Raw genomic sequence first — 25,338 nt, 5'->3', positions numbered from 1 at the left:
TCACTCCCCCGGCCGAAAGGCGTCGGGCAGGTGTCGCAAGCGGGGCGCCCCGGAGCCCATGTCCACGGCCACCACGTCGAAGCGGCAAACCGGGACCGGCGGCCCCAACTCGGCCAAAAAGGCTTCCGCCGCCAGGGCCAGACGCTCGCGCTTGCGCCGGTCAACCATCTCCTCGGCCCGGCCAAAGCCCTGGCCGCCGCGGGCCTTGACCTCCACGAACACCAGGACAGGCCCGTCCCAGGCCACCAGGTCCAACTCGCCCCCCGGGGTGCGCCGGCGCGTGGCCACCACCCTATAGCCCGACCGCTCCAGATGGGCCCGGGCCAGGGATTCGGCCTCGCGCCCCCTGGCCTCGCCCAGCCTAGCCAAGCCCCAAATCCAGTTGCAGCTGGGCCACCGGGGCGTAGGAGCGCCGGTGCAGGGGACAGGGGCCGCACTCGGTCAGGGCCCGGCGGTGCTCGGCGGTGCCGTAGCCCTTGTTGGCCGCGAAGTTGTACTGCGGCCAGATCTGGTGCATGGCCCGCATCAGGGCGTCGCGCTCCTCCTTGGCCAAAATGGAGGCCGCGGCCACCGCGGTGCAGGAGGCGTCGCCGCCCACCACCGCTTCCTGAGGCAGGTCCATATCCAAAACAAAGCGCCCATCCACCAGCAAATAATCCGGTGAGGGCGCTAGGGCGTCCACCGCCCGCCGCATGGCCAAAAGGCTGGCCTGGTGGATGTTGATGCGGTCTATCTCCTGGGGCGCGACTCCCGCCACCGCCCAGGCCACGGCCTCTTGCTTGATGGCCTGGGCCAGGGTGCGGCGCCGTTGGTGATCCAGGCGTTTGGAGTCGTTCACGCCCTGGACGCTCCACCGCGGCGGCAATATCACCGCCGCGGCCACCACCGGCCCCGCCAGGGGACCGCGCCCCACCTCGTCCACCCCGGCCACCAAGCTATATCCCGAGCGCGACAACTGGCGCTCCCGGGCTCGGCTGGGGCCGGCGGGAGAGGCGGACATGGTCTACCTCCGCGAGGCCTCCTTGATACGGGCGGCTTTGCCTCTGAGGCCGCGCAGGTAGTAGATGCGCCCCTGGCGCACCTTGCCCCGAGTGACCACTTCCACCCGGTCCACCACCGGCGCGTTGAGCGGGAAGATGCGCTCCACGCCCACGCCGTAGGAGATTTTGCGCACGGTGAAGGTGGCTCCGGTTCCGTTGCCCCGGCGGCGCAGCACCACGCCCTCGAACACCTGGAGGCGCTCTTTTTCGCCCTCTTTGATGCGCACGTGCACCTTCACGGTATCACCGGCGCGGAACTGGGGTATGTCTACCCTGACTTGTTCCCGCGCGATAAGCTCTATGGGGTCCATCTGTTAAATCCTCCTGGGAAGCCTCGCCGGCCGCAGAATCCGGCCGGGTGCGTATTTTACCCTAAATTCCCGTCTTTGCCAGTGTTATCCTGGCTCGATTTCAGCTATCTCGCCGCGTATCTCGAACAGCAGTTTCTCGTCCTCGGGGTCCAGGCAGGCCTGCTGCAAGAGCTCGGGCCGCTTGCGCAGGGTGCGTCGCAGCGATTCCTTGCGGCGCCAGCGCTCGATGGCCGCGTGGTTGCCGCTGGTTAGCACCTCGGGCACCGTGAGTCCCCGAAACTCCGGGGGCCGGGTGTAGTGAGGATGCTCCAGCAGCCCGTCGCTGAAACTGTCGGCCGCGGCCGAACACTCCCCGCCCAACACTCCGGGGATCAGGCGGCTGACCGCGTCCACCACGGCCAGGGCGGGCAACTCGCCTCCGCTGAGCACGAAATCGCCCAGCGATATCTCCTGGTCCACCGCCAACTGGCGCACCCGCTCGTCGATGCCCTCGTAACGCCCGCAGATAATCACCAGGCGATCCAGCCCGGCCAACTCGGCGGCCAGGGCCTGGGTGAAGGGCTGGCCCTGGGGGGCCATGAGCACGATGCGGGGCCGGGGCTGGCCCGGCAGGCTCTCCAGGGCGGCCACCAGCGGCTCCACCTTCATGACCATGCCGTTGCCCCCGCCGTAGGGAGCGTCGTCCACCGTGCGGTGGCGGTCAAAGGCGAAATCGCGGATGTTGGTCAGGCGCACCTCGATGAGCCCCGCCTTTTGGGCCCGCCCCAGGATGGAGGCCTTGAGATAGGCCGTGCACGCCTCGGGCAGGAGGGTGAGGATGTCGAAGATCACTCTTCTTCCTCCCAGCCCTGGGCCTCCAAGAGGCCGGGCGGGAGGTCTATGACCACCCTGCCCTCATCGGGGTCTATCCGCCTAACCATCTCATCCACCAACGGAACCAAAAGCTCCGGCTTGCCCGGTGCGCTCACCACCATGAGCTCCTGGGCCCCGGCGTCGGTGATGGTTTCCACTCTACCCAGGAGACGCCCCTCGGGGGTCAGCACCTGGGCTCCGGTTAGCTGGAACCAGTAGAACTCGTCGTCGGCCAGGGGATCCAGATCCCGCCCCCGCAAATACACCCAGGCCCCGCCCAGGGCGGCGGCCTGCTCACGGGTGGCGATCTCCTTCAGGCGCAACAAGAGGCGGCCGCTGTGGCGGCGCGCCCCAACTACGTTGAACGGCTTGGCCGCGCCGGGCTCGGGTCCGGCGTAGATTAGACCTACCCGCTCAAATATGCCGTCGTCCTCGGCGAAGGAAGTGAGCTTCACCTCGCCTTTGATCCCGAAGGCCCCCGCCGCCCGACCCATCAAAACCAGGTCGGGAAGGGCCATGGCTACTCGATGATTTCCAGCACCGAACGCTTGCGAATCTTGGTGGAAGCGGCGCTCAGAATGGTGCGCATGGCCCGGGCGGTGCGGCCTTGCTTGCCGATCACCTTGCCCAAGTCCTCCTTGGCCACCTTGAGCTCGATTACCGAAGTTTGTTCACCCTCGATCTCGTTGACCGTCACTTGATCCGGGTTGTCCACCAAAGCTTGGGCAATATATTTAATGAGCTCTTTCATGAAGCACCTCCACCGTCGCGAGAGAGCAAAATCACATCAACCGCTTCAGGACCACGGCCCTGCTCAGGATTGAACCGCGGCGGCCTCTCCCTCACCGACCGTGGGCAGCATGCCCTGGGCCTTGAGCAAGTTGAAAACGGTGTTCGAGGGGGTCGCGCCCCTCTCCAGCCACATCTGCAGCCGAGCACCGTCCACCTTGATCTGGGCCGGCTCCTGGAGAGGATCGTAGGTGCCCAAAACCTCGAGGAACTTACCATCGCGCGGCGCCTCGGAATCGGCGGCCACGATGCGGTAATAAGGTTTTTTCTTGGCGCCCTTGCGGGTCAGTCTGATTCTCACTGCCATAATTTGTCTTTCCGCCTATCTGTCTATAATAGCTATTATCAACGCGAGAGGGTCTCGCTGTCTACCGCATGGCTCCCATAAGGCGAGCCAGTTGTTTCTTTTTGCCACCCATCTTGGCCATACCCTTCATCATCTTGCGGGCTTGGGTGAAGTTCTTGAGCAGCCGATTAACCTCGGACACCGAGGTGCCCGAGCCCCGGGCAATGCGCTTGCGCCGGGAGGCGTTGATGATCTGGTGGTTGTCGCGCTCGGCCGGGGTCATGGAATCGATGATGGCCTCGGTGCGCTTCAGCTCTTTTTCGTCGGGCTGCATGTCCTTTAGCCCCTTGAGCTTGCCCGCGCCGGGCAACATGGACAACAAGCCCTCCAGCGACCCCATCTTCTTGATCTGCTGCAGCTGCTCCTTGAAGTCTTCCAGGGTGAAGCCGTCGGTGGCCATCTTCTTGGCCATGGCCTCGGCCTTTTCGGCCTCAAAGGCCTCGCCCGCCTTTTCCACCAGGGTAAGCACGTCGCCCATGCCCAGGATGCGCCCGGCCAGGCGGTCCGGGTGGAAGGGCTCCAGGGCGTCCAGCTTTTCGCCCACGCCCACCAGCTTGATGGGCACCTGGCTCACCGCGCGGATGGACAGGGCCGCTCCGCCGCGGGCGTCGCCTTCCACCTTGGTGAGCACCACCCCGGTGAGGCCCAGTTGCTCGTGGAAGGCCTGGGCCACGTTGACCGCGTCCTGGCCGGTCATGGCGTCGGCCACCAGGAGCACCTCCTGGGGATGCAGGCGGCTGTGGATGCGCTCCAACTGGGCCATCAGTTCCAGGTCCACGTGCAGGCGGCCGGCGGTGTCCAGGATGATCACGTCGCAACCGGCCCGGGAGGCCCCGGCCAGTGACTGGATGCATATGTCCACCGGATCCTGGGCCGGGTCGCTGTCGAACACCGGCACCTGGATCTGGGCCCCCAGCTTCTTGAGCTGCTCGATGGCCGCCGGGCGCTGGGTGTCCGCGGGCACCAGGTAGGGGTTGCGCCCCTGGCGTTTGAGCATCAGGGCCAGCTTGCCGCTGGTGGTGGTCTTGCCCGAGCCCTGTAGGCCCACCATCATGAACAGGTGAGGAGCCTTGCCCCCCAGGTTCAGGGGCTCGGCCTCGCCGCCCATGAGCTCGCAAAGCTCGTCGCGCACGATTTTGATGACCTGCTGGGCCGGGGTGAGGCTTTTCATCACCTCCTGGCCCACGGCGCGGTCCTTGATCTTGGCGATGAACTGCTTGGCGACCTTGTAGTTGACGTCGGCCTCCAAAAGGGCCAGACGCACCTCTCTCAGCGCCTCGGAGATGTTGCTCTCCGAAAGCTTGCCGTGGCCCTTGAGCTTCTTGAAGGTAAGGGCCAGCCTGTCGCTGAGATTGTCAAACATCGCCTTAGTCCGTCGCCTTACGAATCTCTTTTACCGTGCACAGTACGCACCAAACCCACCCCACTTGCTACCATGGCGGGCAAAGTAGCGATTATAGGGGAGCGACCGGCATCCGTCAACCGAACTGCCAAGCTTTTTTGGGATGTTAGTCACTGCCGTCAATAATACCACCCTGAAGTGCTTGGGTTCAATTGTCATAATGTGAACCTCTAAAATGCTGGCTCCGCAGGTGTGCGGCGGGTATATAAGAAGTCATGCCTATCAACCAACTATTATGCATAGATATCGGCGGCGGCACCCAGGACATCCTGCTGTGGCGCCGGGAGCAAAACCTGGAAAACGCGGTCAAGCTGGTCTTGCCCGCCCCCACCCAGGTGGCCGCGGCGCGCATCCGCCGAATCACCGGCCAGGGACTGGCGGTGTTTTTGCACGGGCGGCTCATGGGCGGCGGAGCGGTGCACCGCGCCGTGGACGAACACCTGGCCGCCGGGCTCAAGGTATACGCCACCCCCACGGCGGCGGCCACCTTTGCCGACGACCCGGAGCGGGTAAAGGCCATGGGGGTGGAGATCTGCGAGCAGGCTCCCGCCCAGGCCGGGGCCGTGCCCATGGGCGACCTCAACCTGGCGGAGCTGGCCCAGGCCTGCCAGGGCTTCGAGGTGGAGCTGCCTACCCGCCTGGCCCTGGCGGTGTGCGACCACGGCTACAGCCCCGGCTATTCCAACCGCAAGTTCCGCTTTGACCAATGGCGGGCCTTTTTGCAGGCCGGCGGCGAGTTGGGGCGCTTGATATTCGACCAGGCCCCCCCGGCCATGACCCGTCTGGCCGCCCTGAGCGACCAGGCTCCCGGCTGCCTGCTCATGGACACCGCCGCAGCGGCCGCCTGGGGAGCCTTGGAAGACCCGAAAGTGGCGGCCCTGGCCCAGGGCGAGGGGGTCTGTATCGTCAACCTGGGCAACATGCACACCGTGGCCTTTTTGGTGCGAGGCGACCGGGTGCTGGGCATCTACGAGCACCACACCCGCTGCCTGGACACCCTGAGCCTGTCCGACCAGGTGGAGCGCTTCATCCAGGGGACTCTGGACGAGGACGAGGTGTTCGCCGGGCACGGGCACGGCGTGGCCCGCCTGCCCCAGGCCCCCCGGGGGCTGGCCCATGCGCCGGTGATCACCGGGCCGCAACGCCGTCTGGCCCAAGGCCTGGGCTGGAAGACCGCCATCCCCCACGGTGACGTGATGCTCAGCGGCTGCTTTGGCCTGCTGGCCGCGGCCCGCTCCCGGTCCGGAGAGATCGACACCTTGCCAACAGCCTGAGTACACGTAATAATTGGCCTCAAGACCATCGCAAGCATGGGGGTTGGCGAGGCAAGGTGATGCGAGTAAAGGGGTGCAAATTATCGGTGAGCCTGGCGGCGCTGTTGCTGTTGGTCGCGGGTATGGCGGCGGTTCAGGCCGTTACCGCGCCCGTGGCCGCCGCCGCACCCCCTCTGGTTCTGGAAGGCAAGGACTGCTATCTGCTGGCCCCCAGCGTGGAGATACTGAGCTCACACGCACGGGATCTTACCCTGGACCAGGTGCGCAACCCTCCCTGGTCCACCCGTTTTCACACGGCCCTGGAAACTCCCACACTGAGGCTGGGCATCAACCATGGGCCGGTCTGGCTGCGCTTCAGGCTCAAGGAAATCTCCGGAAAGCCGCCCTACTTCCTGGAGTTGGATTCCTCCCAGATTCAATACGTCGATGCCTACCTGGCCCAGGCCGGGACTTCGGCGCAATCGCAACCGTCTTTTCGCGAATACTTCACGGGCAATGCCCGCCCGGTTGACAGCCGCCCCGTAGATTTCCGCACCTTCGTTTTGCCGCTGCCGCCGGACATGCCGCCGCAAGAGTATTCCTATATCCGCCTGTTCAACAGCGGAGCCCTGGTGGTCAGGCCCTATATCTGGTCCCAAGCTGGCCTGGAAGACCGCCTGAGCCACGACAGCTATTTTTTCGGCATCATTTTCGGCGTCCTGTTGGCCATGATGCTCACCAACCTGTTTTTTTACACGACCCTCAGAGACCGGGCCTACCTTTACTACGTGGCCTACATACTAAGCGTCATCTTTTTCGAGATGTCCCTATACGGCCAATGGGACGTCTGGTTCAAGCTGGCGCCGGCCATCAACCAGAGGGCCGCTTGGGTGGCTTCGGGAATGATGGCCGCCTTGGCCACCATGTTCACCCGTTCCTTTTTGCACACCCGGTTGCTGGCCCCCAAGGCCGACAATGCCCTGATGGTCTTTGCCGGCCTCGGTATTTTGGAAATAGGCCTGGCTCTGGTGGGCAGTCTGGACATGGTCAGCATCACCGCCCATGTCCTGGGCCTGCTGGGGCCGGTGTTGGCCATTGGCGTGGGGGTGGTGGCCTTGCGCAAAGGCCAATCCTCGGCCCGCTATTTTCTTTAGGCCTGGTCCGTAATGGCCGTCGCCCTGTTCACCTTGTCCCTGAAAGGCCTGGGGCTTTTACCCCAAGCCATCTCCTCCACCAGCACCCTGCCCGTGGCCACCACCCTCGAATCGGTATTGTTGTCCCTGGCCCTGGCCGACCGGGTGCGCAGCCTGCGCCGCCAACGGGAGGAGGCCAAACGCAACGAGAGGCGCTTAAGGCAGCTGAGCCTCACCGACGAGTTGACCAATTTGTACAACAAGCGCTTTTTGGACAGCCGCCTGCAAAGTGAGGTGGACCATGCCATACGCTCATCCCAGCCCCTGTCGGTGCTGGCCTTGGATGTGGACCACCTCAAAGAGTTCAACGACAGCTTGGGCCACGCCGCGGGAGACCTGGTCTTGATCACCGTGGCCCATGTGATGCGCCGGCAACTGCGCAAAAGCGATTTTGCCATCCGTACCGGCGGTGACGAGTTCGTGGTGATAATGCCGGAGACCGACCTGGAGCAGGCTCGCTGGGCCGCCGAGCGCATACGCTCAAGTGTCCACGAGAACGACTTCCAGCTCAAGAAGGGGCCACCGGTGTGCGCCACCATCAGCGTGGGGGCCGCCCAGCACCAGGGAGAGGAAACCCCGGCCGACCTTTTGGAAAGGGCCGACCGAGCCATGTACCGGGCCAAGCAAGAAGGCAAAAACCGGGTGTGCGAGTCCGACTAGGCCCGCCCCGGACACGTCACCGAGACCGGGCCTCCCGGCCAACCACTTGATTCAATGAGCAAGGAGCCAGGCACTTGCCAGGCGGGCCCTTGTCGGGATAAACCTGGACCATGAGCATGACCAGCCAACAGGCCTCCCAGCGCATCGCCGAGCTGTCGGCCGAGCTGCGCCGTTACAACCGCCTCTACTATCTCGAAAACAAAAGCGAGGTGGCCGACGCGGTCTACGACCGCAAGCTGGCCGAGCTGCAGGAGCTGGAAGCCGCCTTCCCCGAGCTGGCCCTGCCCGACTCCCCCACCCAGACCGTGGGCGCGCCCCTCAAGAGCAGCTTCGCGGCGGTGCGCCACTACCAGCCCATGCTCTCCCTGGAGTCCAAGGTGGAGTTCGAGGTGGTGAGCGACCTGTTCAAGCGGCTGGACCAGGCCGGGCGCTCCGACGCCGAGCTTTTGGCCCAGCCCAAGATCGACGGCCTGTCGGTGGAGTTGGTCTATCGCCAGGGGCTGTTCAGCGTGGGCTCCACCCGAGGCGACGGGACCACCGGCGAGGACATCACCCCCAACCTGCGCACTCTGGAAGACATCCCGGATTTCATCGCCGACGCCCCCGAAAGAGTGGTGGTGCGCGGCGAGGTGTACATGGACCGAACGGGCTTTTTGGAGCTCAACCGGGGCCTGGTGGAGCGCGGCGGCGAGGGTTTCGCCAACCCGCGCAACGCGGCCGCCGGCAGCCTGCGCCAGCTCGATCCCACGGTAACCGCCACCCGCCCCCTGAAGTTCTTTCCCTTTGAGCTGAGCAACGCCGAGGAGCTGGGCTTCGCCAGCGACTCCGAGGCCCTGGCCCGCCTGGTGGAATGGAGCTTCCCCGACAACGCCGAGCACCAGAAGCTGGGCAAAGGCCCCGAGTTCATCGAAGACTTCCACGCCTCCTACGACCAGAACCGCGACGGGCTTGATTTCGAGATCGACGGGGTGGTGGTCAAGGTCAACGACCTGGCCCTGCGCCGGGAGATGGGAACCCGTTCGCGCACCCCGCGCTGGGCCGTTGCCTGGAAGTTCCCGCCCCGCCAGGAGGAGACCGAGGTGCGCGACGTGGTGGTCCAGGTGGGGCGCACCGGCAAGCTCACCCCCGTGGCCCTGATGATGCCCGTGGACGTGGGCGGGGTCACGGTGAGCCGGGCCACCCTGCACAACTTCGAGATCGTCAAGAACCTTGACGTGCGCATTGGCGACACGGTGCGCATCGTGCGCGCCGGCGACGTGATTCCCAAGGTGGTGGAGGTGGTCAAGCAGGGCCAGCCGCGGGGTGCCTTGCTGGAGCCCCCGGAAAAGTGCCCGGTGTGCGGCACGCCAGTGGAGCAGGCGCAAAAAGTGGTGCGCCACACCAAAAAGGGAACCGAGCGCGAGGTGGGGGCCAACCACATCTGCCCCAACCATATCTCCTGCCCCGCCCAGATCAAGGGGGCCCTGCGCCACTACTCCAGCCGGGGGGCCATGGATATCGAAAGCCTTGGCGAGAAGCGGGTGGTGCAGTTGATGGACCAGGGCTTGCTCACGGACCTGCTTTCCCTCTACCACCTGGCCGAGCACCGCCAGGAATTGGAAAGCCTGGAAGGCTGGGGAGCGCTGTCCGCCGACAATCTGCTCAAATCAATCGAGGCCACCCGAGGAGCCCCCCTGGCCCGCTTCCTTTACGCGCTGGGCATCCCCAACGTGGGCGAGGCCACGGCGCGAGATCTGGCCAACGAACTGGGCAGCTACCAACGGGTGACCCAGGCCAGCCCGGAGGAATTGGTCGCGGTGCCGGGAGTGGGGCCCGAGGTGGCGCGGGGCGTCGTTAAGTTTTTCGGGCTGGAGCAAAGCCGCCGCATGGCCGACGCCCTGGCCGCCGAGGTCAAGCCGGCCGAGGTTCAGGGCGCGGGGCAAAAACGCGACCTGCCCTGGCAGGGCCTGAGCGTGGTCTTCACCGGGGCTCTGGAGGGCCTGAGCCGGGAGGAGGCCAGCGAGATGGTGCGCGCCCTGGGCGGCAAGGTCAGCTCCAGCGTCAGCGCCAAAACCAGCCTGGTGGTGCTGGGGGCCGACCCCGGTTCCAAGGCGGACAAGGCCCGCGACCTGGGGGTGGAGACAATCGGCCTGGAGGAGTTCCGCCGCCGGGTGGCCCAGGCCAGCGGCCAAAAGGCCCCGGCCGCGCCCTCCGATTCGCCGGGCCCCTTGTTCGCCCCGCGGGAGGAACGATGACCGAGGTAAGAGCCGTGGCCCTCATATCGGGCAGGGTGCAGGGGGTCTGGTTTAGGGCCTCCACCCAACGTCAGGCCCGGGCCCTGGGCTTGGCGGGCTATGTGCGCAACCTGCCCCTGCGCAAGGTGGAGGCGGTTTTCCAGGGACCTCGGGAAGCGGTGGAGCAGGCCCTGGCCTGGTGCCGCCAGGGCCCGCCCGGCGCCGAGGTGCGCGAGGTCCGGGTGAGCTGGCTGGACGCCGACCCCGCCTTGAAAGGCTTCGAGATACGCTATTGATACCCAGATTGATACCCAGTGAACGCGGCCGGGTGTTTACAACTGCCGTCAAGGCAGCGATAATGCCCAGGGACCAGGTTCGCAACCAGGAGAGAAACCATGCACCGAATTAAATGCCACCCCCGGCTTCTGGCGGTCGTGCTGCTCATGGGCATTGCCCTTACCGCCCTGGGCTGCGGCTTCACCCAGAGCATGAGCGACTACTGGCACGACCTCATGGACAGCCAGGACACCAATCTGCGCAAGCGAGTGGTGGTGGCACCCTTCCTAAGCCGCCTTCCCGGCCTGGAAGCCAGGGCCAAGGCGCTGGGCCTGGCCATCAGCCAGCGGCTGGGCAAGCAAGGCGGCATGGTGCTGGTCGACTTCACGGAGCTGCGCCAGGCCCTCACCAAGGTAAACCCGGCCATTCAGAACAGCGAAGACCGCATCGTGGCCGCGGCCCGCACCCTGGGCCTCAACACGGTGCTCTCCGGCGCGCTGGTAAACCTGGCCGTGCAATACGACAAGACCGGCATCTACGGCTTCCGGGAAAACCAACCCTTCGCGGTCATGGAGTTGGACCTCAAGCTCATCGATGTGGCCACGGGGGTTATCCTGGCCGAGACCACCGAGACCACCCGCGCCGAGCTGACCGCCATCGATGCCAGCAACATCCGCATGGGCCAGCCCTTCCCGCCCAAGAGCGTGGACAAGCTGCAGGCCGAAATGGTTGAGCCCTCCCTGCGTTGGATCGGCCAGAACATCGCGGCCCAGGCCTGGGTGGGCTTCATCCTGGCCGTGGACGGCAAGCGCATCCAGGTGACCGTGGGCCGCGACACAGGCTTGCCCGTGGGTGCCGAGCTGGTGGCCTATGGCCGCGGCGAGGCCATCAAGGCCGGCAGCGGCCGGCTGCTCTACCTGCCCGGCCCGGTGGTGGGCCGCATAAAGCTGACCCAGCTGGACAGCCGCACCTCCTGGGGCGAAGTGGTCTGGCTGGCCGCCGAGGATGCCGAGAGGAAGGCCGCGGAAAAGGCCGCAGAAGAAAAGGCCAAGCAAGAAGAAGAGGAAGCGGCGCAAAAGGCCAAAGAACAGGCGGTCACCGACCAGGAGTTGCAGGCGGCCAACATGGAAGCCACCTCCAAGGGCGGCGGCAACATGTCCTTCAAGGCGGTGGAGCCCCCGCCCAAGCCCAAGGTCATGACCGTTTCCCGGCCCCTCACCTTCGAGCCGGGCCAGGTGCTGCGCACCCGCTAGAGACTCTTTTTGGCCTGGCGGGCCGACTCCAGAAGCTGCCCGGCGTGCTGCCGGGCGGTGGACTGGGGCCCGCCCCCGGCCAGCATGCGGCTTAGTTCGTCCAGGCGGCCGTCCTCGTCCAACAGGCTGAGACGAGTGGCGGTCCGCCCGTCGCTCACCGTTTTTTCCACCGCATAGTGACGGTCGGCCCAGGCGGCGATCTGGGGCAGATGGGTGATGCAGATCACCTGCCCCGCCGTGGCCAGGGCAGCCAGCTTTTGCCCCACCGCCGAGCCGGTGGCCCCGCCGATGCCCGCGTCCACCTCGTCGAAGATAAGGGTGGGCGCGCCGTGGCGGCGGGCCACCAGGGTGCGCAGGGCCAGGAGCATGCGCGACAGCTCCCCGCCGCTGGCGATGCGCCTGAGGGGCCTAAAGCCCTCGCCGGGGTTGGGGGCGATGAGTATCTCGGCCTGCTCCAACCCGCGCGAGCCCAGGGGGCCGGCCTCGGTGTCCAGGGCCGCGCCTCCGGGCTGGTTGAAATCCACCCGCAGGCGGCAGGCGGCCAGGCTGAGCTGGGCCAGTTCGGTCTCGGCGGCCCGGCCCAGGCGCTGGGCGGCCGCGCGGCGCTCCCCACTCAGCTCCCGGGCCAACTCCAGGGCCTCGCCCAGGGCCTGCTCCCGCCGGGCCGCCAGCTCTTCCAAACGCTGCTCGCCGCTGTCCAGGCCGGCCAGATCCTCCTTGGCCTGGGCCAGGGTCTCCAAGGCCCCGCTCACGTCCCCGCCGTAGCGCCGGGTAAGGCGGCGGATGCCGTGCAAGCGCTCCTCCAGCCACTCCAGGCGATAGGGATCGAAGTTGAGGCCCGCCTCGTAGTCGCGCACCTGGTGGGCCACGTCTTCCAAGAGGTAGAAAGCCTCTTCCAGACGAGCGGCGGCCTCCTTCATGCCGGGGTCCAGCTCGGCCAGCTGGGCCAACCCCGCGCGGTTGCGATCCAGCATTTCCAGGGCCGAGCCGTCGGCCGCGTAGAGCCCCTGGTGGGCCTGGCGGGCCAGATCGGCGATCTCCTGGGAGTTGACCATGAGGTTGCGCTCGGCCTTGAGGGCCGCCTCTTCCTCCGGGTCCAGGTTCGCCGCCTCCAACTCCTTGACCAGCTCTTCCAGCTCCCGGCGGCGCTGCTCGCGCTGGGCCTGGGCTCTGCGCCGATCCTCCAGCTCCCGGTCCAGCTCGCGCACCGCGGCCACCGCCCGCCCCACCTGTTGGGCCCGCTCCTCCAGGCCGCCGAAGGCGTCCAGCAGCCAGAGCTGCTCCTCGCTTTTTAGCAGGGCCTGGGAGGCGTGCTGGCCCACCACGCTGACCAGCTCGGGCCCCAGGTCGGCCAAAAGCCCCAGGGTGGCCAGGTTGCCGTTCACCTGCACCCGGTTGCGGCCCTCGCGGTTCACCAGGCGGCGCACCACCAGTTCGCCCTCCGCCCCCTCCATCCCCTCGCCGGCCAGGCGCAGGGCCGGATCGCTGGCCGGGTCCAGCACGAACTGGGCCTCCAGCACCGCCTGCTCCGAACCGGCGCGTATCAGGTCCGAGGCGGCCCGCTGGCCGATGAGCATGCTCACCGCCGCCAGGATGATGGACTTGCCCGCCCCGGTCTCGCCGGTGAGCACGGTCAGCCCCGGCCCCGGCTCCAGCCCCAGGGACTTGATGAGCGCGAAGTTCTTTATGCCCAGGTAGGTAAGCATGACGACTAAGATGCCACCGGCGGCTCGGGAGCGCAAGGGCCCGGCCAGGCAACCCGCACCCAGGGCAACAGGGCCAGGGCCAAAAGCCCCAGCCCGGCGTGCGCCCACCAGGTGACCAGCAAGGCCGTGTCCGTGGCCCCGCCTATCCAAAGCTCGGCCAGCCGCATGCCCACCGAGGAGGACCAGGCCCAATCGGGCCGGGTGGCACTCAGACGCGCCGCCTCGGCCACAAAGCCGCTGAATCCGGTGAGAGAGCCCAACAGCAGGGCCCACAGGCTCACCGGGGCCGGCCCCTTGAACCACACGATGAAACGCAGCAGAAACAACGCGCCGCAGGCTATGGTGAAGACGGCCCCCAGCCAATCCATGGCCCAGGAAAAGCCGGGATAGAGCGGACCGCGCAGGAAGGGGAAAAGCCAAAGATGGGCCTGCCACAGGGCGCTGCCCAAGGCCATGAGCCACAAGGGCCACCAGGCCAGGGCCAATAGAACGGCCCGCACCGGGGCCACGGGCCACAACGGCCCCAAAAGGAGCCAGCGCCGGGGATCCCAGCCCACGGGCTCGCGGCCACTGCGCCGGGCCAGGCCCCAAAACAACAGGGCCAGGGACAAGGCCCCGGCCCCATAGAAAAGCCAGGCCGGGCCCGCCCCGAAAAAGGCGCTCCGGCCCGGCTCCAGGTTCATGACTCTCAGTCGCCCTGGCCGCCGCCCAGGAGGATTCCCTCCACCCTGAGGGCGTCGCCGGGGCGGTCCACTTCCGGCGAGTCGTGGCGGGTGATCACGCAGCGCACCGGGTGGCCGTGCTCCAGGGCCCTCAGCTGCTCCAGCTTTTCCACCTGCTCCAGGGTGCCGGTGGGCAGGGAAGCGAAGAGGCCGAGGAAGCTGTTGCGAAAGACGTAGACCCCCAGGTGCTTGTAATAGGTGGTCTCCTCGCCATCGCGGGGAAAGGGCACCGGCAGGCGCGAGAAATACAGGGCGTTGCCGCGCACGTCCATCACCGTCTTGACGTGGTTGGGGTCGGGCACCTCGCCGGGGTTGGTGATGGCCACCACCGGGGTGGCCAGGCCCAGCTCAGGCTCGGCCAATAGGGGCGCGGCGCACTCCTCCAGCACCTCCGGCGGCAGCAGGGGCTGGTCGCCCTGCACGTTGGCCACCAGCTCGTCGTCGCCCAGGCCCAGAGACTGGGCGGCCAGGGCCACCCGGTCGCTGCCGCTGCGGCAGGCCTCCGGGGTCATGATCGCCTTGCCGCCAAAGGCCTCCACCGCCCGGGCCACCCGCTCGTCGTCGGTGGCCACGGCCACGGTGGCCACCCCCTGGGCCCGGGAGGCCCGCTCCATGACGTGCTGGATCATGGGCCGGCCCGCGATCTTCACCAGGGGCTTGCCCGGAAAGCGGCTGGAGCCGTAGCGGGCCGGGATGATTACGTGCAGGGCCATGGTTTCTACATCGCCGCCGCGACGCGGTTGATTACCTCGGTCATGTGCTTCAGGCGCGCCTCGTCCCAGCCCAGCATGATCTGCCAGCTCAGGCAGCGGGAAAGGATGGCGTCGGTCTGGGGCAGCGCGTCGGCGTCATACTCGGCCCGGCCCTCGGGCCGGTCGAAGGGCCAGCCGCTCTTGGCCAGGGATGCGCCCGCGTGCAGGTGCTCCCAATGGGGATAGGCGTGCCAGGTGTTCTTGCCCCAGGGGATGGCCGGCACGCCCTCCTCGGCCAAGAGGCCGGCGAAGCGCGTGGCGGCCTCGGGAGTCTCGTGGAACCAGGCCAGGAAGGTGGCCGAGTCGCCGGCCTCGTCGGGCAGATAACGGAAGCTCACCCCGGGAACCCGGGCCAGGGCCTCCTTGAGGGCGGCCTTGTTGGCCCGCTGGGTGGCCACCATCTTGTCCAGCTTGGCCAACTGGGTCACGCCCAGGGCCCCCTGCAGCTCCATCATGCGGAAGTTCATGCCCATGAAACGCCGGCCCTCGTTGCCCCGGCCCACCGGCTTGTGGTCGTGGCCGTGGTCGTGGTACTCGCTGGCGTTCTGGTACAGCTCGGGGTCGTTGCTGATGACCATGCCCCCCTCGCCGCAGGTGAGGGTCTTCACCGAGTCGAAGCTGAAGGTGCCCATGGCCCCGAAGGTGCCCACGTGCTTGCCCTTAAGGGTGCAGCCCGCCGCCTGGGCGGTGTCTTCCAGCACCGGGATGCCCGCCTGTTTGGCGATGTCCATGATCTCGTTGATGCGGGCCTGGGCTCCCATCATGTGCACCGGTACGATGCAACGGGTCTTGTCGGTGATCTTCTTCTTGAGGTCCTCGGGGTCCAGGCACAGGCTCTCGTCCACCTCGCAGAACACCGGCTTGGCCCCGCAGTCCAAGATGGCCTCCCAGGTGGCCACGAAGGTGAAGCCCTGGGTGATGACCTCGTCGCCGTAGCCGACGCCCATAGCGGCCAGGGCCACCTTGAGGGCCGCGCTGCCGCTGGTGACGGCCAGGGCGTGGGACGCGCCGGTGTAGGCGGCGAACTCTTCCTCGAAGCGCCGCACCATGTACACCCCTTGGCGCTGGTCGGCGAACTCGTAACGGAACAGCACCCCCCGCTGCATCACTTCGTTTACGGCCTTGGTCTCTTCCTTACCCAGCCACTCGAATCCCGGCATGTTCTCTCACTCCCTACACAAAGGCTTCGCGGTAGATGATCTCCAGGTCCTCGGCGCTGACCCGGCGGGGGTTGTTGGCGATGGGCCGGGCCACGGTCATGGCTTTTTCGGCCATGGCGGGCACCGAGTCCTCGGGCACCTTGAGCTGGCGCAGGCTGGTGGGGATGCCCACCATGGCGCTCAGGTCGGCGACCTCCTCCACGCAGGCGGCCGCCGCCTCCATGGTGCTCAGGTCCTCGGGCAGCTCGGCCAGGGTGTAGGCCATGGCGGCGAAGCGCTCCGGGCAGGCCATGAGGTTGTAGCGCAGCACGTAAGGTAGCAGCAGGGCGTTGGCCTCGCCGTGGGGTATGTCGTAGAAGGCGCCCAGGGGATAGGCCATGGCGTGCACCGCGCCGACCCCGGCCTGGGCCAGGGCCAGACCGGCCAGGTGGGAGGCCAGCAGCATGCCCTCGCGGGCCTCCAGATTGCCGCCGTGGGCCACGGCCGGGGCCAGGTGCCGACCGATCAGCTCGATGGCCGCCAGGGCGTTCAGATCGCTCAGGGGGGTGGCCGCGAGGCTGGTGTAGGCCTCCATGGCGTGGGTCAGGGCGTCCATGCCGGTGATGGCGGTGACGTAAGGCGGGCAGCTCACGGTGAGCAACGGGTCCAGGATGGCCGCGTGGGGATAGAGCAGGCTGCCGTTGATGCCGCCCTTGAACTTGTCGGAGCGCCGGGTGAACACGGCGGTGAAGGTCACCTCGCTGCCGGTACCCGCGGTGGTGGGCAGGCAGATAACCGGCACGCCGGGCTCTTTGACCAGATCCAGGCCCACGTAGTCGGTGGCCTGGCCGGGGTTGGTGATGAGCACCCCCGCGGCCTTGGCCAGGTCCAGGGCGCTGCCCCCGCCGATGCCCACCACGGCCTGGGCGCCCAACTTTTTGCCCAGGGCGGCGGCGGCGTCGGCCTCGGCCGGCTCGGGCTCGCGGGTCAGGTCGCTGAAGACCTCATAAGCCACCCCGGCCGTTTTCAGGCTCTCCAGGGCGGGCCCCACCGCTTCGGCCCCGGCCAGCGCAGGGTCTATGACCACCAGGGCCTGCTTGGCCCCCAAAAGGGTCAGTTCCTCGCCCAAACGCGCCGCCGCGCCCTGGCCGAACACCAGGCGGCGGATGCCTTCATTGGTAAAAATCGTGGACATGTATCCATCCTTTACTTGCAACCGCCAGGGGCGGGAAATTTCGGTTTAACCCAACCGGCCCGCCGAGGCGGGGCACTACGATGGTAGCACAACCCCACCGGTTGTAAAGGTCGCCAAAGCGCAACTTGACCCGCCTATTTCCCGGTGCTAGCGTGCTGCTTAACGGTTGCCTTCAAGCAGGAGAGAGCAAGTGCACGAGGACAGGCATAACATTACGGCCAACCAGACCGAGATCCCCTCCCTGGGCCCCTCCAAGATCGGCAACCCGGCGGCGGCGATGTGCGGGCCGGACGGCACCGCCTGCAGGTTCATCGGGGAAAACGACCGGGTTTTGGTATACCCCTACCCCCAGGACATCAGGGGCAAGAAGACGCCGCCCTCCTTTGAGTTGGCCGGACCGCGCAGCAAGATCTACTTCGACCCCCCCAAACTGAAGGCCGCCATTGTCACCTGCGGGGGCATGTGTCCGGGCATCAACTCCCTGGTCCGGTCCATCGTGCTGCAACTCCACTATATCTACGGGGTGCGCAACATCGTGGGGGTGCGTTTCGGCCTGCAGGGCTTCATCCCCAAGTACGGCTTCCAGATGATGGATCTGACTCCCACGGTGGTGGAGGGCATCCACGGCCGGGGCGGCTCCTTCCTGGGCATGAGCCGGGGGCCCCAGCCCATGGAGGACATCGTGGACTCCCTGGAGCGCCAAAACATAGGCCTGTTGTTCATGATCGGCGGCGACGGCACCCTACGGGCCGGCCAGGCGATATACGAAGAAATAAGCAAACGCAAAATCAAGATCGGGGTGATCTGCATCCCCAAGACCATCGACAACGACATCAGCTTCGTGGAGCGCTCCTTCGGCTTCGAGACCGCCGTGGAGGCCTCCACCGGGGCCATCCGGGGGGCCCACAACGAGGCCACCGGCGCACCCAACGGGTTGGGCCTGGTCAAGCTCATGGGCCGCCTCAGCGGCTTCGTGGCCGCCCAGGCCACCCTGGCCCTGGCCGACGTCAACTTCTGCCTGATTCCGGAGGTGGAGTTCGACCTGGAGGGCGAGCACGGCCTGTTGACCCAAATAGAAAAGCGCCTGGACGACCGGGGCCACGGGGTGGTGCTGGTGGCCGAGGGCGCGGGGCAAAAGCTTTTCGAGGGCAAGGACCTGGGCACCGACCCCAGCGGCAACCCGGTATTGGCCGACATCGGGGTCTATCTGAAGATGAGGATCACCGAGTATTTCAAGGAAAAGCAAAAGGCCCTGACCTTGAAGTACATCGACCCCAGCTACCTCATCCGCTCGGTGCCCGCCAGCAGCGACGACCGGGTGTTCACCGGCTTCCTGGGGCACCACGCGGTGCACGCGGGCATGAGCGGGCGCACCGGCATGCTGGTGTCCACCTGGGGCAACCACTTCGTGCACGTGCCCATTACCCTGGCCGTGGGGCACCGCCGCCGGGTGGACCCCCAGGGCGGCCTGTGGCGCGCGGTGCGCGAAGCCACCGGCCAGCCGTCGCTGATCAATTCCAACGGCGGCGCGTAGGGTCCGCTAACCGGCCTTTTCGCCGCCCTCGCCCCCGTCGCCCGGCCGGGGCGGGGGCAAGTCTTTTTTGTAGACCAGGGTGCGGTAGGGGAAGGGAATTTCCACGCCCTCGGCGTCGAAGCGTTTCTTGACCATCTCCAGAATCCACCAGCGGGCCGACCAGAACTCGTCCACGTTGGGACACCACATGTAGAGTCTGAGGCCGATGGAAAAGTCGCCATGGCTGATGACCCGCACCCAGGGCTCTTCCGGGGCTTTGTCGTCGGGCATGCGGTGGGGACATTTGTCGGCCTCCTCCAGGATGAGGCGGCGGGCCAAGTCGATGCTGGTGTCGTAGCTGACCCCCAGCTCCAAGCGGAACAGCACCTTGGGGTCGATGATGGTGTGGTTCACCAGGCTCATGGAGTCGATTTTTTCGTTGGGGATGATCAGGCGCTTGTTTTCCCAGGTGCGCACGATGGTGTGGCGCAGGGTGATGTCCTCGATGGTGCCGTATTCATCTTGCAGCGTCACCTTGTCGCCGATGCGGATGGGGCGGTAAATGGCCAGGGAAAAACCGGCCATCAGGTTGGCCAGGGTGCCCTTGGCCGCGAAGCCCACCACCAGGGCGGTGATGCCCGCGCCGGCCACCAGGGTGCTCAAAAGGCCCCGGAGCTGGGGCACCAGGCTGGCGTAGAGCAGCAAGGCCCCCAGGTAGACGATCACCGTCTTGAGGCGGCGGGTATAGGCGATGATGGTGGGGTCCACCCGGCGGCCCAGGTGGCCCATGACCCAATTGGAGCGGCCAAGGAGCTTGCCCAACAGCCGGGAGACGACCCAGGCGGCGAACCACAGCACCACCGCCAGGACGATCATGCCCAGCCAATGGGAAGGATCGAGAAGGTTCTTTATCTCCAGCCAGCTCCAGTCCAAAGGCGCCTCCCCTGACTCCTAGTGCTTGAAGGCCCGTTGCCCCGTGAAGACCATGGCCACCGGCGGGTCGGCCTGGTTGCAGGCTTCGATGGACTCCCAGTCGCGCAGGCTGCCGCCGGGATGGGCGATGCAGCTCACCCCCTCGGCCAGGCCCACGTCCACGCCGTCGCGGAAGGGGAAGAAGGCGTCGGAGATCATGATGGAGCCGGGCAGGCCGCCCTTGTCGGCCTGGGTCGCCTCGTCGATGGCCTTGATCTTGGCCGGGTCCTCGCGGCCCTCGGCCACGGCCAGGGCCAGTTCGTCGTACTTGAGGCCGTGGGCCAGCCAGCACAGCTTGTTGGCGTATTTTACGTAGGCCTTTTGGGCGGCGATGCGGGCCACCCCCACCCGGTCCTGCTCCCCGGTGCCGATGCCCACGGTGCAGCCGTCTTTCACGTAGATCACGCTGTTGCTGCTCACCCCCTGCTCCACCGCCCAGCCGAACACCACGTCGTCCAGCTCCGCCGGAGTGGGCTGGCGCAGGGGTTCCACCATCTCGCCGTTGTGCTCACAGCGGGCGGGCAACAGGTCGGCCGGGGTCTTGATGGGGTTGAACGAGGAGGTCTGCAAAACCATGCCCCCGTCCATGAGGCACTTTATGTCCAAGAAGCGCTGGTCGCGCCACTGGGCCAGCTCGGCGATGCGGGGCATGGCCAGGATGCGCAGGTTCTTGGCCTTTTTGAGTATCTCCAGGGCCCCTTCCTCATAGGCGGGCGCGGCCACCACCTCCAGGTACAGCTCGTGCATCATCTCGGCGGTGGTCTTGTCCACCGGACGGTTGAGCACCGCCGCCCCACCGAAGGCGGCGATGAGGTCGGCCAGGAAGGCCTTCTCATAGGCGGTGGAGATGTCGTCGGCCACGGCGGCCCCGGAGGGGTTGTTGTGCTTCATGATGGCGCAGGCCGGGCGGTCGGTGAGGTAGCGCAGGATGTGCAGGGCGCCGTCCACGTCGGTGAGGTTGGTCTTGCCGGGGTGCTTGCCCGCCTGGAGCATCTGGGCCTCGTCGATGGCGCTGACCAGGCCCATGCCCGGCGCCACCAGCTGGAGGTCGCCCACCGTGAGCCCGCCGCCCACCAGCTCGTACAGGGCCGCCTCCTGGCCGGGGTTCTCCCCGTAGCGCAAGCCCTTTTCGATCATCTCGCCGCCGTCCATGAGCTTCCAGGTGCGTTTCTTGTAGACCAGCTCCTGGCCGCCCACGTTGATTTTCACCTCCGAGGGGAAGTGATCGGCCATGACCGTGCGATATTGCGCCTTGATATCCGCCAACTCTTGTCTCCTTGCCTGGACGCGCCCGCGCCCGGGTTATTTCTTGTCCAGTTCCTTGCCCCGGCGGGTGGCCGCCTCGATGACCTGGTAGATCACCCCGCGCACCCCGCCGCGCTCCAGCTCGGCCATCCCGGCGGCGGTGGTGCCTCCCGGCGAGGTCACCCAGTCCTTGAGCACTCCGGGGTGCTCCCCGGTCTTGATGACCATGTGGGCCGCTCCGGCCACGGTGTGGGTGGCCAGGGTCAGGGCGGTGGCCCTATCCAGGCCTTGGCACACCCCGGCGTCGGCCAGGGCCTCGATCATCACGTAGACGTAAGCGGGACCCGACCCCGACAGGGCGGTGACCGCGTCCATGAGCTTTTCCTCCACCGTGACCACCGGGCCCACCGCGCCGAACACCTCGCGGGCGATGTCCAGGTACGCTGAGTCTTGCACCGGATCGGCGCAGACTGCGGTCACCCCCTTGCCCACCAGGGCCGGGGTGTTGGGCATGGCCCTGACCAGGGCCTGGCCCGCGGGCAGGGCCAAGGCCACCGTGGCCAGCTTGAGCCCTGCCGCCAGGGTGATCACCAGGCTGCCGGGCCGCATGGCCTGGGCCGCCTCCTGGGCCGCCCGGGCCACCAGGCCGGGCTTCACCGCCAGGATGAGCAGGTCCAGGTCGCTCAGTTCGGCGGGCGCGGCCACCGTGGCCACGTCCAGGTCGGTGCTGAGCTGCTTGGCCCGCTCGGCGTCCACTTCGGCCACCACCACCTGGGGGGCCTGGGCCACCCCGGCGCTCAGCATGCCCTTGAGCAGGGCTCCGCCCATGTTGCCGCAACCGGCGAAGCCTATGCGTCCCTTTAGCGCCATGACCATCTCCTAGTCAGCCCCTCGGGGCCGGTATTGATACCCTAATATATATGCTAGCAGCTCCTGGCTCCAGCGCGGGTTTAGCCGGGGCTCCCCACCCGGTAGCGCCTACCTCCCCGACTGCCGCTGGCGGTCACCAGGCCGTGGCGGGTCAGGGCGGCCAGCAGGTTCTTGGCCGTCGAGTCGGAACACTCCAACTCGGAGCGCAAATCCTGGTTGGCCACCTCTCGGCCCTGGTGGGCGGCCAGAAATCCGGCCAGATCATCCAGCCGGACGGCGGGCACCCCTTCCACCTCGGCCAGGGCCCGGTGCCAGGCGCTTTCGTCTCCCCCGCCGGTTATTTCCGGGGGCAGCAGCTCCGGGCCTATCTCGAACTCCGGCGAGAGCACCACCAGACGCTGCAACATATGGCGCAGCTCGCGCACGTTGCCCGGCCAGGAGTAGAGCTTGAGCCGCTCGCGGGTATTGGGGGCCAGGCGGCGGGTCTTCTTGGCCAGCATGCCGGCCTGGGCCAAAAAGTGGTCCAAGAGCAGGTCCAAGTCCTCGGGCCGCTCCCTGAGCGGCGGCAAGTACAAGGGCACCACCTGCAAACGATATAGTAGGGCCTGGTTGAACTCGCCCTGGGCCGCGGCCTGGGCCAAATCGCGGTGGGTGGCCGTTACCAAGCGAAAATCCACCGGCACCTCGCCGCCGCCGCCCACCGGGGAGACCCGGCGGCTCTCCAAGACCCGGAGCAGGCGCACTTGCAACTCCGGCGGAGCCTCGCCGATCTCGTCCAGGAACAGGGTGCCGCCCTTGGCCTGGCGGAAATACCCCGGCCGGGCCGCCTCGGCCCCGGTGAAGGCCCCCTTTTCGTGGCCGAAAAGCTCGCTCTCCAGCAGGTTGGGGGGCATGGCCGCGCAGTTCACCGTAACCATGGGGCCATCGCACCGGGGGGAGAGCCGGTGTAGGCGGCGGGCCAGAAGCTCCTTGCCCGTGCCGCTCTCGCCCACCAAGAGCACCGGAAAGTCGCTCTCCGCCACCAGGCTCAGCTCCTTGAGCACCCGGCGAAAGGCGGGCGAGGGCCCGGCCACCAGCTCTTCCCGGTCCAGAGCGGTCGCCGCCGGGGAGGCGCTGATCCCCCGCCCGGCCAGCTCCACCAGATGCTCCAGATTGAGCAGGCGGGGCAGGGCCGCCTCCAAACGGGCCGCCACCGCGCGCTCCAGCTCGGGCCGGGCCATGAGGCGCTTGTGCACCTCGCGGCGCAGGGTTTCGCCCACCTGGACCGCCTCCACGCTCCGGCCGCTCAGGGCCAGCGCCGTTTCCACCAGGTGGCGGGCCAGTTCCTCCACCGCCCGGCGGCCGGCGGGGTCCAGACCTCGCGGCGCCTGGGTGGTATGGGCCCTTTCCCGCACCTGGGGGAGGGCCGAACCCGCCTCCCCGCTCAGGAGCCCGGCCAGTTCCCCGGCCATGGCCCAACTTACGCGTTGTGCTGCTTGCAAAGCTGTCTCCCCCTAAGAGTACTTACTACATACCCCAGGCCTCGGTCCCGGCGCAACCTGGCGGCCCCGGCCTTGCCTCCCAGGGGGCCCGATGCTATAAAATCTTATGCAGGCTGGAGAAATTCGCCAGCCGCCACCAGGAGAGCACCATGATAAAATCCCGGCTCGCCGCGCTGCGCCGACTGCTCAAGAAACAGGGCCTGGACGCCCTGTTGGTGACCCTGCCCGCCAACCGGCGCTACCTCAGCGGATTCACCCCGGACGACGGCCAGTGGGGAGAAAGCTCCGGCGCGCTTTTGATCTGTCAAACCGCGGCCTTATTGCTCACTGACTTTCGTTACGAACTTACGGCCCGGGCCCAGGCCCCCTATCTGGAGACCATCGTCTACACCCAGGGCCTGGCCCCTCTGCTCAGGGTCATCGCCCCGGAGCTGGGCCTCAAGAATCTGGCCTACGAATCCGAGGCCATGCTGGACAACTGGCGCTTGCGCCTTGAAAAAAGCCTGCCCGGCGTGGAGCTGAAGCCCACCCTGGGCCTGGTCTCCAAGCTGCGGGTCAAGAAAAACTCGGCCGAGATCAGGGCCCTGGCCGCCAGCCTGGCCCTGATGGAAAAGGTGCTGGACCAGACCCTGGCCGGGGAGCTGATCGGCCGGCGCGAACGCGAGGTGGCCCTGTCCATCGCCCGGGCGGTGGAAGACGCCGGGGCCGAGGGGGTGTCCTTTCCCCCGACGGTGGCCAGCGGGCCCAACGGGGCCGAGCCCCACGCCGAAAGCGGGGAGCGGGTCATCGAGCGGGGCGACGTCATCGTCTTCGACGTGGGGGCCAAGCTGAACGGTTACTGCTCGGACATATCGCGCACCGTGGTGGCCGGGGGCCTGGAGGCGGCGGACGAGCGCTTCGCCAAGGTTTACGGCACCACCCTGGCCGCCAAAAACCGGGCCTACCAGGAGATCATGCCCCACATGACCGGCGGGGAAGCCGACGGCATCGCCCGGCAGGTGATCGACCAGGCCGGATTCGGCGCGCGCTTCGGCCATTCGCTGGGCCACGGTGTCGGCCTGCAAACCCACGAAGAGCCCCACGTGGGCCCGCGCTCCGAGGAGGTGCTAGAGCCGGGCATGGTCTTCACCATCGAGCCGGGCATCTACCTGCCCGGCTGGGGCGGGGTGCGCCTGGAAGACATGGTGCTGCTCACCGAGGAGGGCTGTATGCGCCTGGGAAAGCTGGACCGCTTTTATGACCTCCCCTGATCCCCAGGCTCCGGCCCTGCACGGCGCGGTGGACCGCTATCTGACCCACCTGGCCGCCGAGCGGGGCCTGGCCGCCAATTCGGTGAGCTCCTACGCCGAGGACCTGGCCGACCTCACCGGCTATCTCCTGGAAGAGGGCCTCACCGCCTGGGACCAGGTGGACTCGGTGCACGTCATCGGCTATCTGTCCCGGGCGGCCAAGCAGGGTCTGGCCCCGCGCACCCGGGCCCGGCGGCTCAGCGCCCTGCGCGGCCTGGTGGCCTGGCTCATCAAGCACGGCGAAATGAGCCACGACCCCCTCACCGGGCTGGTGGGGCCCCGCCTGCCTGGCGGCCTGCCCTATTTCCTCAGCCGCGAGGAGATGTCCCGTTTGCTGGCCGCCCCGGCCCCCCTGAGCGATCTGGGCCGCCGGGACCGGGCCATCCTGGAGCTGATGTACGCCGCGGGCCTCAGGGTAAGCGAGGTCATCACCCTGGGGGTGGGCAGCGTGCAGTTCCAGGTGGGCTGCTTGCTGGTGCGCGGCAAGGGCGACAAGGAGCGCCTGGTGCCGGTGCACGAGACGGCGCTCAAGGTGCTCAAAGACTACCTGGAGGGCCCGCGCGGCCGCCTGCTCAAGGGCAAGCGGCGCGAGGAGGTGTTCCTTAACAACCGGGGCGATGGGCTGAGCCGCATGGGCCTGTGGAAGATCATCCGCAAGTATCTGCTGAAGGCGAACATCAGCGGGCCGGTGACCCCCCACACCCTGCGCCACACCTTTGCCACCCATCTTCTGGAAGGCGGCGCCGACCTCAGGAGCGTGCAGCTCATGCTGGGGCACAGCGACATCGGCACCACCCAGGTTTACACCCACGTAACCCGCCAGCGGCTGGTGGAGATCCACCACCGCTTTCATCCGCGGGGCTAGA

At 67.2% G+C, this 25,338-nt stretch carries 26 protein-coding genes; 9 read left to right on the top strand and 17 right to left on the bottom strand.

What is annotated here, in order from left to right; all coding sequences use genetic code 11:
• The 8 genes from AACH32_RS06915 to ffh form a co-directional block, all read right to left on the bottom strand.
• On the bottom strand, positions 1 to 369 hold the full coding sequence (locus tag AACH32_RS06915; protein WP_338606052.1) for a YraN family protein: 369 nt from the start codon (positions 367 to 369) through the stop codon (positions 1 to 3).
• Complete coding sequence (locus AACH32_RS06910; protein WP_338606051.1) at positions 362 to 1,000, bottom strand: ribonuclease HII; 639 nt, start codon at positions 998 to 1,000, stop codon at positions 362 to 364. The genes AACH32_RS06915 and AACH32_RS06910 overlap by 8 nt, the downstream gene beginning before the upstream one ends.
• 3 nt (positions 1,001 to 1,003) lie before the next feature.
• Positions 1,004 to 1,351, bottom strand: coding sequence for a 50S ribosomal protein L19 (gene rplS, locus AACH32_RS06905; RefSeq protein ID WP_338606050.1), 348 nt, complete (start codon positions 1,349 to 1,351; stop codon positions 1,004 to 1,006).
• 84 nt (positions 1,352 to 1,435) lie between these two features.
• On the bottom strand, positions 1,436 to 2,182 hold the full coding sequence (trmD, locus tag AACH32_RS06900; protein WP_338606049.1) for a tRNA (guanosine(37)-N1)-methyltransferase TrmD: 747 nt from the start codon (positions 2,180 to 2,182) through the stop codon (positions 1,436 to 1,438).
• Entirely contained in the window at positions 2,179 to 2,721 is a 543-nt protein-coding gene (rimM, locus tag AACH32_RS06895) for a ribosome maturation factor RimM (RefSeq protein ID WP_338606048.1), read from the bottom strand. Before rimM ends, trmD begins: the two co-directional genes overlap by 4 nt.
• A 2-nt stretch (positions 2,722 to 2,723) precedes the next feature.
• On the bottom strand, positions 2,724 to 2,954 hold the full coding sequence (locus AACH32_RS06890; protein WP_338606047.1) for a KH domain-containing protein: 231 nt from the start codon (positions 2,952 to 2,954) through the stop codon (positions 2,724 to 2,726).
• 63 nt (positions 2,955 to 3,017) lie between these two features.
• Entirely contained in the window at positions 3,018 to 3,299 is a 282-nt protein-coding gene (gene rpsP / locus AACH32_RS06885) for a 30S ribosomal protein S16 (protein ID WP_338606046.1), read from the bottom strand.
• A gap of 61 nt (positions 3,300 to 3,360) precedes the next feature.
• A complete protein-coding gene (gene ffh, locus AACH32_RS06880) occupies positions 3,361 to 4,701 on the bottom strand; it encodes a signal recognition particle protein (RefSeq protein ID WP_338606045.1) in 1,341 nt (446 codons plus the stop codon).
• A 254-nt stretch (positions 4,702 to 4,955) separates the two neighbouring features.
• On the opposite strand from ffh, the gene AACH32_RS06875 reads away from it, so the two are divergent.
• The 6 genes from AACH32_RS06875 (at position 4,956) to AACH32_RS06850 (ending at position 11,588) form a co-directional block, all read left to right on the top strand.
• Entirely contained in the window at positions 4,956 to 6,014 is a 1,059-nt protein-coding gene (locus tag AACH32_RS06875) for a DUF1786 domain-containing protein (protein WP_338606044.1), read from the top strand.
• A gap of 86 nt (positions 6,015 to 6,100) precedes the next feature.
• Positions 6,101 to 7,147 (top strand): 7TMR-DISM family protein, encoded by a 1,047-nt coding sequence (locus AACH32_RS06870; protein WP_338606043.1) that lies wholly within the window; start codon positions 6,101 to 6,103, stop codon positions 7,145 to 7,147.
• 12 nt (positions 7,148 to 7,159) lie between these two features.
• Positions 7,160 to 7,846 (top strand): GGDEF domain-containing protein, encoded by a 687-nt coding sequence (locus AACH32_RS06865; protein WP_338606042.1) that lies wholly within the window; start codon positions 7,160 to 7,162, stop codon positions 7,844 to 7,846.
• 110 nt (positions 7,847 to 7,956) lie between these two features.
• Positions 7,957 to 10,080, top strand: coding sequence for an NAD-dependent DNA ligase LigA (gene ligA / locus AACH32_RS06860; protein ID WP_338606041.1), 2,124 nt, complete (start codon positions 7,957 to 7,959; stop codon positions 10,078 to 10,080).
• Positions 10,077 to 10,355: an acylphosphatase gene (locus AACH32_RS06855; protein ID WP_338606040.1), complete on the top strand. Its 279-nt coding sequence runs from the start codon at positions 10,077 to 10,079 to the stop codon at positions 10,353 to 10,355. The genes ligA and AACH32_RS06855 overlap by 4 nt, the downstream gene beginning before the upstream one ends.
• 99 nt (positions 10,356 to 10,454) lie before the next feature.
• Positions 10,455 to 11,588: a hypothetical protein gene (locus AACH32_RS06850; protein ID WP_338606039.1), complete on the top strand. Its 1,134-nt coding sequence runs from the start codon at positions 10,455 to 10,457 to the stop codon at positions 11,586 to 11,588.
• On the opposite strand, the gene recN is transcribed toward AACH32_RS06850, so the two are convergent.
• The 5 genes from recN to AACH32_RS06825 are packed head-to-tail and all read right to left on the bottom strand — an operon-like array spanning position 11,585 to position 17,102.
• Complete coding sequence (gene recN, locus AACH32_RS06845; protein WP_338606038.1) at positions 11,585 to 13,294, bottom strand: DNA repair protein RecN; 1,710 nt, start codon at positions 13,292 to 13,294, stop codon at positions 11,585 to 11,587. The genes AACH32_RS06850 and recN overlap by 4 nt on opposite strands.
• Before the next feature lie 5 nt (positions 13,295 to 13,299).
• The gene (locus AACH32_RS06840) at positions 13,300 to 13,977 is read right to left on the bottom strand and encodes a hypothetical protein (protein ID WP_338606037.1); all 678 of its coding nucleotides are present in this window, start codon (positions 13,975 to 13,977) and stop codon (positions 13,300 to 13,302) included.
• A 5-nt stretch (positions 13,978 to 13,982) separates the two neighbouring features.
• Positions 13,983 to 14,729: a 3-deoxy-manno-octulosonate cytidylyltransferase gene (gene kdsB / locus AACH32_RS06835; protein ID WP_338606036.1), complete on the bottom strand. Its 747-nt coding sequence runs from the start codon at positions 14,727 to 14,729 to the stop codon at positions 13,983 to 13,985.
• 5 nt (positions 14,730 to 14,734) lie between these two features.
• On the bottom strand, positions 14,735 to 15,928 hold the full coding sequence (locus AACH32_RS06830) for a DegT/DnrJ/EryC1/StrS family aminotransferase (protein WP_338606035.1): 1,194 nt from the start codon (positions 15,926 to 15,928) through the stop codon (positions 14,735 to 14,737).
• 13 nt (positions 15,929 to 15,941) lie between these two features.
• Complete coding sequence (locus tag AACH32_RS06825) at positions 15,942 to 17,102, bottom strand: iron-containing alcohol dehydrogenase (RefSeq protein WP_338606034.1); 1,161 nt, start codon at positions 17,100 to 17,102, stop codon at positions 15,942 to 15,944.
• A 190-nt stretch (positions 17,103 to 17,292) separates the two neighbouring features.
• Between AACH32_RS06825 and AACH32_RS06820 the strand changes: the two genes are divergently transcribed.
• Positions 17,293 to 18,636 carry an ATP-dependent 6-phosphofructokinase gene (locus tag AACH32_RS06820; protein WP_338606033.1) on the top strand — a complete coding sequence of 448 codons (1,344 nt, stop codon included), beginning with the start codon at positions 17,293 to 17,295 and terminating at the stop codon, positions 18,634 to 18,636.
• Positions 18,637 to 18,642: 6 nt separating this feature from the next.
• Here the strand turns inward: AACH32_RS06820 and AACH32_RS06815 are convergent, their stop codons facing one another.
• The 4 genes from AACH32_RS06815 to AACH32_RS06800 form a co-directional block, all read right to left on the bottom strand.
• On the bottom strand, positions 18,643 to 19,548 hold the full coding sequence (locus tag AACH32_RS06815) for a mechanosensitive ion channel family protein (protein ID WP_338606032.1): 906 nt from the start codon (positions 19,546 to 19,548) through the stop codon (positions 18,643 to 18,645).
• Positions 19,549 to 19,566: 18 nt separating this feature from the next.
• Complete coding sequence (locus tag AACH32_RS06810; protein WP_338606031.1) at positions 19,567 to 20,853, bottom strand: IMP cyclohydrolase; 1,287 nt, start codon at positions 20,851 to 20,853, stop codon at positions 19,567 to 19,569.
• A gap of 36 nt (positions 20,854 to 20,889) precedes the next feature.
• The gene (gene proC / locus AACH32_RS06805) at positions 20,890 to 21,702 is read right to left on the bottom strand and encodes a pyrroline-5-carboxylate reductase (RefSeq protein ID WP_338606030.1); all 813 of its coding nucleotides are present in this window, start codon (positions 21,700 to 21,702) and stop codon (positions 20,890 to 20,892) included.
• An 80-nt stretch (positions 21,703 to 21,782) separates the two neighbouring features.
• Complete coding sequence (locus AACH32_RS06800) at positions 21,783 to 23,183, bottom strand: sigma 54-interacting transcriptional regulator (RefSeq protein WP_338606029.1); 1,401 nt, start codon at positions 23,181 to 23,183, stop codon at positions 21,783 to 21,785.
• Between the two features lie 149 nt (positions 23,184 to 23,332).
• On the opposite strand from AACH32_RS06800, the gene AACH32_RS06795 reads away from it, so the two are divergent.
• The gene (locus AACH32_RS06795; RefSeq protein ID WP_338606028.1) at positions 23,333 to 24,433 is read left to right on the top strand and encodes an aminopeptidase P family protein; all 1,101 of its coding nucleotides are present in this window, start codon (positions 23,333 to 23,335) and stop codon (positions 24,431 to 24,433) included.
• Positions 24,420 to 25,337, top strand: coding sequence for a site-specific tyrosine recombinase (locus AACH32_RS06790; protein WP_338606027.1), 918 nt, complete (start codon positions 24,420 to 24,422; stop codon positions 25,335 to 25,337). Before AACH32_RS06795 ends, AACH32_RS06790 begins: the two co-directional genes overlap by 14 nt.
• The last annotated feature ends 1 nt before the right edge of the window (position 25,338 follow it).

Source organism: Desulfoferula mesophila (genome assembly GCF_037076455.1).
Classification (GTDB): Bacteria; Desulfobacterota; Desulfarculia; order Desulfarculales; family Desulfarculaceae; genus Desulfoferula; species Desulfoferula mesophila.
This window is presented reverse-complemented; position numbering and strand designations above follow the sequence as displayed.